The organism is Nonomuraea sp. NPDC001636 (assembly GCF_040298265.1).
GTDB lineage: Bacteria > Actinomycetota > Actinomycetes > Streptosporangiales > Streptosporangiaceae > Nonomuraea.
Map to the genome: position 1 here is coordinate 168,016 of NZ_JBEOZT010000026.1, position 10,447 is coordinate 178,462.

9 protein-coding genes and 1 pseudogene are annotated in these 10,447 nt (G+C 73.6%); 6 read left to right on the forward strand and 4 right to left on the reverse strand.

Annotated features, from left to right (window positions below; genetic code table 11):
- Positions 1 to 66: 66 nt before the first annotated feature.
- On the forward strand, positions 67 to 717 hold the full coding sequence (locus tag ABT158_RS38165; RefSeq protein WP_352362084.1) for an FHA domain-containing protein: 651 nt from the start codon (positions 67 to 69) through the stop codon (positions 715 to 717).
- 233 nt (positions 718 to 950) lie between these two features.
- On the opposite strand, the gene ABT158_RS38170 is transcribed toward ABT158_RS38165, so the two are convergent.
- Entirely contained in the window at positions 951 to 2,480 is a 1,530-nt protein-coding gene (locus tag ABT158_RS38170) for a glycoside hydrolase family 10-like protein (protein ID WP_352362086.1), read from the reverse strand.
- Between the two features lie 88 nt (positions 2,481 to 2,568).
- Here ABT158_RS38170 and ABT158_RS38175 point away from each other — a divergent pair, with 88 nt between their 5' ends.
- From ABT158_RS38175 to ABT158_RS38190, 4 genes and pseudogenes are all read left to right on the forward strand, one after another.
- Complete coding sequence (locus tag ABT158_RS38175) at positions 2,569 to 3,999, forward strand: glycoside hydrolase family 3 protein (RefSeq protein ID WP_352362088.1); 1,431 nt, start codon at positions 2,569 to 2,571, stop codon at positions 3,997 to 3,999.
- Positions 3,984 to 4,856 (forward strand): MurR/RpiR family transcriptional regulator, encoded by an 873-nt coding sequence (locus ABT158_RS38180; RefSeq protein ID WP_352362090.1) that lies wholly within the window; start codon positions 3,984 to 3,986, stop codon positions 4,854 to 4,856. Before ABT158_RS38175 ends, ABT158_RS38180 begins: the two co-directional genes overlap by 16 nt.
- Positions 4,857 to 5,042: 186 nt before the next feature.
- Positions 5,043 to 5,201 (forward strand): annotated as a pseudogene (locus tag ABT158_RS38185) (ABC transporter ATP-binding protein); the annotation flags it as partial.
- 11 nt (positions 5,202 to 5,212) lie between these two features.
- Positions 5,213 to 6,796, forward strand: a complete 1,584-nt coding sequence (locus ABT158_RS38190; protein ID WP_352362092.1) for a thiamine pyrophosphate-dependent enzyme — start codon at positions 5,213 to 5,215, stop codon at positions 6,794 to 6,796.
- A gap of 6 nt (positions 6,797 to 6,802) precedes the next feature.
- Here the strand turns inward: ABT158_RS38190 and ABT158_RS38195 are convergent, their stop codons facing one another.
- Together ABT158_RS38195 and ABT158_RS38200 are read right to left on the reverse strand one after the other, a co-directional pair.
- A complete protein-coding gene (locus ABT158_RS38195; protein ID WP_352362094.1) occupies positions 6,803 to 7,954 on the reverse strand; it encodes a C45 family autoproteolytic acyltransferase/hydrolase in 1,152 nt (383 codons plus the stop codon).
- Between the two features lie 76 nt (positions 7,955 to 8,030).
- Entirely contained in the window at positions 8,031 to 8,876 is an 846-nt protein-coding gene (locus ABT158_RS38200) for a bifunctional methylenetetrahydrofolate dehydrogenase/methenyltetrahydrofolate cyclohydrolase (protein WP_352329176.1), read from the reverse strand.
- Positions 8,877 to 9,123: 247 nt separating this feature from the next.
- On the opposite strand from ABT158_RS38200, the gene ABT158_RS38205 reads away from it, so the two are divergent.
- Positions 9,124 to 10,023, forward strand: coding sequence for an ROK family protein (locus tag ABT158_RS38205; protein ID WP_352362096.1), 900 nt, complete (start codon positions 9,124 to 9,126; stop codon positions 10,021 to 10,023).
- A gap of 8 nt (positions 10,024 to 10,031) precedes the next feature.
- Here ABT158_RS38205 and ABT158_RS38210 read toward each other — a convergent pair.
- Positions 10,032 to 10,447: transposase (locus tag ABT158_RS38210; RefSeq protein ID WP_502911601.1), on the reverse strand; the 416-nt coding region annotated here is incomplete at its 5' end.

Below are 10,447 nucleotides of genomic sequence, written 5' to 3' on the forward strand. Positions count from 1 at the left end.
TCCCCTCGGTTGGGTAAGCCGGAGCTGTAGTAATAGTTACGGCGGGCTACCTGGGGAGGAACTGCCGTGGAGGGGCCGTTCATACGCATCGAGGACACCGGCGACGTGGTCCCGTTGCGCCCCGAGATCACGACGGTCGGGAGAGGCCGGGGTGTTGACATCCGGCTCACCGACCCCAGTGTGTCTCGACTCCATGCCGAGTTCGTCAGACGAGGACCCTACCTGTACGTCGTTGATCTGGGCCTGTCCCGCAACGGCACACGGGTGAACGGCAGGCCGATCGCCCGGAGGGTCCTTGACGACGGAGACGTCGTCTCGTTCGGCGCGGCGCGGGGTCGCATCGGTGGAGTCCCCCGTGAGGACTTCACCCCCGAGGTCGAGCTGCGTAGGGCGGCGGCGCCCGAGCTGACCAGGCGCGAGGTCGATGTGCTGACCTCGCTCTGCAGGCCGGCGCTGTCCGACGAGGCGTTCGTCGCTCCGGCGACGGCGCGCGAGATCGCCGACGACCTGGTCGTGACCGAAGCCGCGGTCAAGCAACACCTGCTGCGGCTGTACCAGAAGTTCAGGATTCCTGAGGGCACCAACCGCCGCACGCGCCTCGCCAACGAGGTCGTCGCGCTCGGGCTGGTGCGCCCGACCCCTGTGGTGCCACCACAGCGGTCGGCGGGCGCCGCGGCTGAGCAGCAGCCGTCGGCGGCCGGTAGGAGGGCTTCCTAGAGGGAGCCAGATCGCGACCGGGGCTTCGGCGAGGGGTTCCGGCAGCGTCGGAACCATCGAGAGATCACCGCGTTCATCCCTGCTGGGCGCGGAACGGGCGACGGCGGGCGACCGCGGGCCGCCAGGCCGGTGGCGCGCGCCGTGCTCGTCGCCGGTCCGGGAACGTGCCGGCGACGCGCGCTGTTGAGCCATGCGCTCGTCGCCGGAGGTCAGCGTTCCTTCACCGGTGTCCTTCAGATCACCCGGAAACCGTGGCTGGGCTTGCTGGTCCTGTTGGCCCGGTCGACGGCGACCGCGTAGTAGTGGTCGCCGCGCTTGCCGTCGGGGTCCGTCCAGCGGATCTGGCGGTCGGCGGGCACGACCGCGACCAGGTTGCGCGCGTCGGCGAAGGCGTTCTGGCCGGCCTCGTCCGGGAAGCGGAAGATGGCGAACTGGAACGGCTCGTCCCGGCCGGTGGCCACCACGCGCACCTCGACGCCGCCGGTGCGGCGCAGCGCGTACGCCACCACCGGGCGGCGCGGCGGCTCGCCGTTCGCCAGGCGGGGCAGCACGGGCGCGAGCGCGGGCCGCTGGTAGTGGTCGTTGACGGCGGTCGTGATGGAGGCCAGCCGGTCCACCTTGACGTCGTTGGCGTTGTACCAGATGTCGCCGCCGACCTCGGGGTGGGCGCGGTTGAGCGTCAGGTGCCTGGACAGCTCGTCCGGCTTCTGCCACTCGGCGGCCTGGGCCGGGTCGCCCGCCTTGTACGCCGCCTGCCCGATCCACAGCAGCGTGTTCGTGCCCGCGGCCACGTCCGACCACCACGGGACGAGCTTGGAGTAGTCGGCCGGCGGCTGCCCGATGTACCAGTAGAGCTGCGGCGCGATGTAGTCCAGCCAGCCCTTCTTGACCCAGCCGCGGGTGTCGGCGTGCAGGTTGTCGTAGGACTGGCCGCCGTTGGTCTCGGAGCCGAGCGGGTCGGTGCCCTTGTTGCGCCAGATGCCCGACGGGCTGATGCCCCAGGCGATCTCCGGCTTGGCCTGCAGGACGCGCTGCTGCATCTCGCTGACCATGAGGTCGACGTTGTTGCGCCGCCAGGAGGCCAGGTCGGGGAAGCCGGCGCCGTACTTGGCGAACGTGGCGCTGTCGTCGAAAGCAGTGGTGTTGGTCGGGTAGAAGTAGTCGTCGAAGTGCAGGCCGTCGATGTCGTAGCGGGTGATCGCGTCCATCATCGCGTCCTGGCAGAACTTGCGGACCTCGGGCATGCCCGGGTTGTAGTAGAGCTTGCCGCCGAACGGCAGGATCCAGTCAGGGTGCTTGCGGCCGGGGTGATCGGGGTGCAGCTTGCTCGGGTCGGGCTGCATCGACACGCGGTAGGGGTTGAACCAGGCGTGGAAGGCCAGGCCGCGCTTGTGGGTCTCCTCCACGGCGAACCCGAGCGGGTCGTAGCCGGGGTCCTGGCCCTGGGTGCCGGTCAGGTACTGCGACCAGGGCTCGAACGGCGACGGCCAGAACGCGTCGGCGGTCGGCCTGATCTGCACGAACACGGAGTTGAGCTTGCGCTGCACGGCCACGTCGAGCCAGGCGAGGTATTCGGCCTTCTGCTCGTCGGCGCTCAGCCCGGACTTCGAGGGCCAGTTGATGTTGACGACGGAAGCGATCCACATGCCGCGCATCTGACGCAGCGGGGGGACGTAGTCTGCCTGGGCGAAGGCCGGCAGCGGCACGGCGGACGCGGCGGCGGCGAGAGCGAGACCCTTCAGGAGAGTCCTTCTGCTGGGCATGGGGGGTGGCCTCTCGACAATGGTTGTGTCGAGGGCGACGATGACAGAAAATTACCTTCAGATCAACAACCGTGAAGGAAAATGCCGCATGAGCGCAGAGCTGGTCCGACTTGCGATGACGGTGCTCCAGCCGGGGTTCGAAGGGACGTCGCCTCCCGACTGGCTGCGCCGCGCGCTGGGCGAGGGCCTGGGCGGCGTCATCCTGTTCGCCCGCAACTCCATCGGCGAGCAGCTCGTCCGTTCGGTGCGCGCCGAGAACCCCGGCGCGATCGTCGCGATCGACGAGGAGGGCGGCGCGGTCACCCGGCTCGAAGTGCTCGCCGGCAGCTCCTTCCCCGGCAACCGGGCGCTGGGCGTGGCCGACGACGTCGAGCTGACCGAGCGGGTCGGCCGGCAGATCGGCCGGATGCTCGCCGAACTCGACATCTCCCTCGACTACGCCCCCTCCGCCGACGTGAACGCCAACCCGGAGAACCCGGTCATCGGCGTGCGCTCGTTCGGGCCCGACCCCGAGCTGGTCGCCCGGCACACCGTCGCGTACGTGGCCGGGGTGCAGGGCGCGGGCGTGGCCGCCTGCGCCAAGCACTTCCCCGGGCACGGCGACACCACCACCGACTCCCACCTGGCGCTGCCCACCGTGCACGCCTCGCGGGCGGTGCTCGACGAGCGCGACCTGCCGCCGTTCCGGGCCGCCATCGCGCACGGGGTGCGCTCGATCATGTCCGGCCACCTGCTCGTGCCCGCGCTCGACCCGTCGATGCCGGCCACGCTCAGCCACAGCGCCCTGACCGACCTGCTCAGGGGCGAGCTCGGCTTCGACGGCGTGGTGGTCACCGACGCGATCGAGATGCAGGCCGTGGCCGCCATGTTCGGCCCCGGCGAGATCGCGGTGCGCGCGCTGGCCGCCGGCGCCGACACCATCTGCGCCGGCCGGGCCGACGAGCGCAGCCTGCACGAGATGCGCGACGCCGTCGTCGAGGCGGTGCGCACGGGCCGGCTGGCGGAGGAGCGGCTGGCCGAGGCGGCCGGCCGGGTGCTCGCCCTGTCCAGCTGGTACGCCGAGCGGTCCGAGCTGCGCGAGAAGGCCCGCGCCGACATCGACGAAGGCGTCGGCCTGGAGGCCGCCAGGGCCGCGCTGACCACCACCGGCACCGCCGTGCTCGACCGGGGTCCGCTGGTCGTGGAGGTCAACACCCGGCTCAACCAGGCGGTCGACCCCGCCACGCCGACCGGCATCGCGGCCGCGCTGGCCGCCCGGCTGCCGAACACCGCCAGGGTGCGCCTCGACCGCGACGGCGAGCTGCCCGCCTTCGACGACCGTCCCGTGGTGCTCGTGGTGCACGACGCGGCCCGGCACCCGTGGGTGCGCGAGGCGCTGGCGCGGGCGCTGGCCGTCCGGCCCGACGCGATCGTGGTGGACACCGGCATCAGCGACGCGCCCGTCGGGGCCGCCCACCTCGCCACGCACGGCATCTCCCGCGTCTCCGCGCAGGCGGCGGCCGAATGGCTGACCCGTTGAACACCGAGCCCGCGAACCCGGTCGCCACCGTGCGGGCGGTGCTGCCGTCGCTGACCCCGGCGGCCCAGGCCATCGGGCGCATCATCCTGGACGACCCGGGGCTGGTCGTGCGGAGCACGATCACCGAGTTCAGCGCGGTGTCGGGCACCAGCGAGGCGACGATCGTGCGCACCGCGCGGGCGCTCGGCTTCGCCGGATACTCGCAGATGCGCTTCGCGCTGGCCGCCGCCGTGGCCAAGCAGCCCGAACGCCTGGTGCCCGGCGACCTGGCCCCCGACGACCCGCTGACCGACGTGATCGCCAAGGTGGCGCGGGCGGAGTCCGACGCGCTGGCGGACACGGCCGCGCAGCTCGACCCCGACCAGCTCGGCGAGGTCGTCCAGGCCATCGCGATGGCCCGGCGGGTGGACGTCTACGGCGTGGCGGCCTCCGGGCTGGTGGCCGCCGACATGTCGCAGAAGCTGCTGCGCATCGGCCTGTCCAGCCACCCGTTCAGCGACGCCCACCTGGCCCTGACCAGCGCGGCGCTGCTGCGGGACGGCGACGTCGCGGTGGCCATCAGCTGCAGCGGCGAGACGCCGGACGTGCTGGTCCCGGCCCGTACGGCGGCCGAGGCGGGGGCGCTGATCGTGGCCATCACCAACAACCCGCGCTCGTCGCTGGCCGACCTGGCCAGCCACACGCTGGTGTCGGCCGGCCGGGAGACCGCCTTCCGGCCCGGCGCGCTGGCCAGCCGGATCAGCCAGCTGCTGATCGTCGACTGCATCTTCGTCGGCCTGGCCCAGCGCACCTACGACCGGGCCGAGGCGGCGATCCGGGCCACCCGCGACGCGACCGACCGCTACCGCAACCGGTGACGGACGACCGGCGACCGGCGACCGGCGTGGCGTACCCCAGCTCCAGGACGCGCGGGGTGAGCGTGAGCAGCCGTCCATGGTGATCCTTGACAGAAGCCGACAAGGGCGTAGTTTCCGCCATATGGAGCTGTTCGGACAGGGGATACCTGTGCGCATGGCGAACACCTAGGAGCAGCCGTGCGTCGCATGCGGCAGCGTGTGGCGATCTCGCGGGCCGTGGCCTGCGAGCCGCAGGTCCTGCTCGTGGACGAGCCGTTCGCCGCCGTGGACGCGCAGACCAGGGCCGGCCTGGAGGACCTGATCCTGCGGCTCCGGCGGGACCTGGCGGTGACCACGCTGTTCGTAGGAGGGGCACGATGAGCGCAGTGCGGGCGGCGGCGTTCGAGGTGCTGCGGCGGTACGGCCTGACGACGATCTTCGCCAACCCCGGCTCGACCGAGGTGTCGCTGCTGACCGGCCTGCCGGACGACCTCCGCTTCGTGCTCGCGCTGCACGAGGGCTCGGTCGTCGGCATGGCCACCGGCTGGGCCATCGGGCACGCCGAGCCCGCGCTGGCCGTGCTGCACACCACGGCCGGGCTGGGCAACGCGGTGGGCGCCCTCGCCACGGCCCGGGTGAACCGGGCGCCCCTGGTCGTCCTGGTGGGGCAGCAGGACCGGCGGCACCTGGCGCTGGAGCCGTTCCTCGCCGGACGGCTGGCCGGGCTGGCCGGCGACTACCCGGTGTGGACCGACCAGCCGGTGCGGGCGCAGGACGTGCCGGGCGCGCTGGCCAGGGCCTTTCACGAGGCGGTCACGCACCGGGGCCCCGCCCTGGTCGTGGTGCCGATGGACGACTGGGAGGCGCCCTTCGCCGGCGAGACCCCGGCGGCCCCGGCCCGGGTGCTGCGGCCCGCCGCCGTGCCCGACGCCGGCCTGGCGCCGCTGGTCGAGTTGCTGGCCGGGGCGCGGTCCCCGGCGATCGTGGCGGGGGCGGGGGCGGACTGGGGGCCGCTGGTGCGGTTGGCCGAGCGGCTGGCGTGCCCGGTGTTCCAGGAGTCGTTCGGGGCGCTGGCGGGGTTCCCGCAGGACCATCCGCAGTACGCGGGGGTGCTGCCGGCCGACCGGGAGCGGCTGCGGGCCGTGCTCGCGCCGCACGACGTCGTGCTGGCCGTGGGGGCGCCGGTGTTCCGGCAGTACCCGTACGCGCCGGGGCCGCTGGTCGAGCCGGGGACGGCGGTCGCCGTGGTCACCGACGACCCGGCCGAGGCGCACCGGAGCCCGGCCGACCTGGCCGTCCTGGCCCCGCCCGGGGTCGTCTGCGAGCGGCTGGCGGCCCTGCTGCCGGCCCGTCCCGCCACCGCGCTGGCCGGTCCGCCGGCCCCGGCTCCTGAGGCGCCCGGCGGGGAGCCGTTGCGGCCCGCGTACGTGCTGCGCGAGCTGGCCCGGCGGCTGCCCCGCGACGTCGTGCTGCTGGAGGAGACCCCGTCGTCCCGTCCCGACCTGCACCGGCTGGTCCCGGCCAGGAACCCGCTGGGCTTCGTCTCGGCGGCCATGGGCGGGCTCGGGTTCGCCGTGCCGGCCGCGGTCGGCCTGCGCATGGCGCTGCCCGGACGCCCGGTGGTGGCGGTCGTGGGCGACGGCTCGGCGCTGTACGGCGTGCACGCCCTGTGGAGCGCCGCCCACTACCGGGTGGGCGCGCTGTTCGTCGTGCTCGCCAACGGCCGCTACGCGGTCATGGACCGGCTGGCCGACCGGCAGGGCGGCAAGGCCCCCTGGCCGCCGTTCGCGGAGGTGGACATGGCCGCGCTGGCCAGGTCGCTGGGCTGCCCCGCCCGGCGGGTGGACAGCCCCGGCGAGCTGGCGGCCGTGCTGGACGAGGTGATCCCGTCGCTGGCCGCCCGCGAGGAGCCCCTGCTGCTCGACGTCACCGTGGCCGTGGACCAGGACTTCCGGCCGTGAGCCGGGTCACCAGGCCGGAGGGCGGCGACCGTCGTCGGCCGCCGGGTCGAAGCAGAGCTCGGGGGTGGCGTCGGGCTTGAAGACCTCGTCCAGGGCCCACCGCTCGTACGGGCGGGCGCACGGCGGCGCGCCGGCGATCGCCAGCTCGCGGGCGTCGAGGTCCATGACGACGGAGTAGACCGTGTGGCACTCCTCGGCCGGGCCGGCGTCGGGGTCGAGGTGGCGGCAGACGCCGTCGGGGAAGGAGTAGTGGTCGCGCAGGGCCGCGACGACGTGTTCGAGACCGACCCCGCGCTCGGCGGCGGTGTCCTCCAGCAGGTGGCGCACGCGTTCGGGACGCAGCAGGGTCAGGCCGGACCTGGCCGCCTTCATGTCCTCCAGCGGCAGCTCGGCCTCGAAGTGGTTGGCGTGGGTGAGCAGGCCGTCGCGCGGCAGCAGCGCGCCGAACGCGCCCGGAGCCACCTCCAGGTCGATGGCCTCGCCGCCGGCGTCGGCGATGAGCAGGTTGCCCGAGGAGACGCGCGGCACGTCGAGCACCTTGCGGTGGGCCCGGCTCATGCGGTCGGACTGCAGCACCCCGCGCAGCAGGAAGTGGTACGGGACCCCCGCCCCGGCCTGGTCGCGGTCGGACTGCAGGCGGTTGGCGCACACCCCGAGCCCCGCCGAGTTGAGCCCCGACTTGGCGAGCATGCCGGCCTCGGCCAGCGTGAGCACCGCGAACCCCTCGGTGTCGCGGGTGGCCAGCAGGAAGGTGACCGCGCCCTGCTCGGGATGCCAGTCCCAGTTCTGGGCGAGCAGGGTGTGGCCGTCGCGGGTGTACTTGGGCAGGACGGCCAGCGCGGTGCAGCCGTCGTCGTGGTAGCCGGTGCCGTCGAGCAGCTCGGTACGGGCGTTGAGGGCGGCGATGTGCTCGACCGGCTGCCCCGCGCCCGCCGCCAGGCCCGCCAGCATGGCGGCGATGCTCGGGTCGTACGCCCTGGCCACGTCGAGGAAGGTCTGGCCCCAGCGCAGCACGTCGGCCGAGGAGAGCCCGGACTTGTCGCGGAACCGCCGCAGGTAGGTCTCGACGCTCCGCGCGACCAGGTCGGCGGTGCGGCGGCCGACCTCGGCCCCCATCTCCTCGTAGGTGCCCTCGACAGCGATGAGCGGGGTTTCCATGAATCGGCCTTCCGTGATGGGGGTGGGGCTCGCTCTTCTTCCCATTCCCCCCATCACGGCTTCATCCCCGGATCACTCAGGAACGCTCGGCGGCCTCCACGACGTTGGACAGCAGCAGCGCGCGGGTCATCGGCCCGACCCCGCCCGGGTTGGGGGTGAGGAAGCCGGCGACCTCCTCGACGTCGGGGGCCACGTCACCGGCGATCTTGCCGTGGACCCGGGAGACGCCCACGTCGAGGACGGCCGCGCCGGGCTTGACCATGTCGCGCGTGATGAGCTCGGGCACGCCGGCCGCGGCCACGACGATGTCGGCGCGGCGCACGTGGGCGGCCAGATCCTGGGTGCCGGTGTGGCAGAGGGTCACCGTGGCGTTCTCGCTGCGGCGGGTCAGCAGCAGGCCGAGCGAGCGGCCGACGGTGATGCCGCGGCCCACCACGACGACGTCGGCGCCCTTGATCGGCACGTCGTACTCCTGGAGCAGCAGCACGATGCCGTGGGGCGTGCAGGGCAGGGGCGCGTCGACCATGTGGACGAGGCGGCCGAGGTTGACCGGGTGGAGGCCGTCGGCGTCTTTGGCCGGGTCCATGCGCTCCAGCAGCGCCATCGTGTCGATCTGCTTGGGCAGCGGGAGCTGAACGATGTAGCCGGTGCAGGCCGGGGACGCGTTGAGCTCGTCGACGGCCGCCTCGACGTCCTTCTGGGTGGCGGTGGCCGGGAGGTCGACGCGGATGGAGGCGATGCCGACCTCGGCGCAGTCGCGGTGCTTGCCCGCGACGTAGATCTGGCTGCCCGGGTCGTCGCCCACCAGGACGGTGCCCAGGCCGGGCGTGATGCCGCGGTCCTTGAGCGCGGCCACCCGGGTCGCGAGGTCTGCCTTGATCCTGGCGGCTGTCGCCTTGCCGTCGAGTTTCACTGCGCTCATGCCGTCAATCCTTCCATGACTGCTCGGCTTCCCGGCACCGGCCGCGCGTCCGTCCACAGTTTTTCCACAGATGGGAGGCAGGCGGCGTTCGTTGTCCACAGGGAACCGATGACATCGTTGTCATCGATCAAGGAAAGGCATATCGTGTCGGGCGCCGGCATCCCGTCCTACGGAGGTTCCCCTTGCGCGCCCGCTTCCCCCTGCCACGCCTCGGCGGCCTCCGCCGGCCCGGCCAGCCCGTACCCGGATGACCTGCGTGCTCGCCGTCGACATCGGCGGCACCAAGCTCGCCGCCGCGCTGGTCGACGAGGCCGGCTCGCTGCTGCGCTCCGCCGCGCGGCCCACGCCGCGCGCCGACGTCATGTCCGCGCTGGCGGCCCTCGTCGCGGAGGTGACCGGCGGGGGCCCGGCACCGCACGCCGTCGGCGTCGGCTGCGCGGGCCCGCTCGACCTCACCACGGGCACGGTGAGCCCGGTGAACATGCCGAGCTGGCGCGGCTTCCCGCTGCGCGAGGAGCTGCGGCGGCTGACCGGCCTGCCCGTGGTGCTGGCCGGCGACGCCCAGTGCATGGCGCTGGGCGAACACTGGCTGGGCGCCGGGCAGGGCAGCACGTCGCTGCTCGGGGTCGTCGTGTCCACCGGCATCGGCGGCGGCCTGGTGATCGACGGCGCGCCGCTGCTCGGCCCGGCGGGCAACGCGGGGCACGTCGGCCACATGAGCGTCGATCCCGGCGGCGAGCGCTGCGAGTGCGGCGGCCGGGGCTGCGTCGAGCGCTACTCCAGCGGCCCCAATCTGGCCCGCTGGGCCCTGGAGAACGGCTGGGCGCCCGCGGGCGACCGCGACGCCAGGGCGCTGGCCGCCGACGCGTCCGCCGGGCATCCGGTGGCGCTGGCGGCCTTCGAGCGCGGCGCCCGCGCGCTGGCCGGCCTGATCGCTTCCACGGCGGCCGCGGTCGAGCTCGACACCGTGGTCATCGGCGGCGGCGTGTCGGCGGCCGGCGCGGTGTTGTTCGGGCCGCTGGAGCGGGCGCTCGACGACGTCGCGGGGCTGGCGTTCGTCCGGGCGGTCCGGGTGCGGCCGACCACGCTGGGCGTGCGCGCGGGCCTGGCCGGGGCCGCCCGGCTGGCCTGGCGCCTGTCCGGCTAGGCCGTGTTTCATAAGGCCTTGAGCCACTGGTCGATCGCGGCGATGATGACGACGGCTTCGTAGCGTACGGCGAGCTTGTCGTAGCGGGTTGCCATGCCGCGGTTGCCTTTAAGCAGGTTGATGCCGCACTCCACGGCATGGCGCAGCCGGTAGAACGCAGGGTCCAAGGCAGGCGGCCGGCCTCCCTTCGACCCCTTGGCTCGTCGGTGGGCGTCCTGGTCGGCCTTGCTCGGAATGCACGCCTTGATCCCACGCCGGCGCAGATGAGTGCGGTTGGCCTTGCTGGTGTAGGCCTTGTCGGCCAGGACCAGGTCCGGGCGGGTCCTGGGCGGCCACCGCCGATGCGGCCTACCCGGATCTTGCCCAGCACCGGGATGAACTGCGGGCTGTCGCCCCGCTGACCGGCGGTCACCACCGCAGCCAG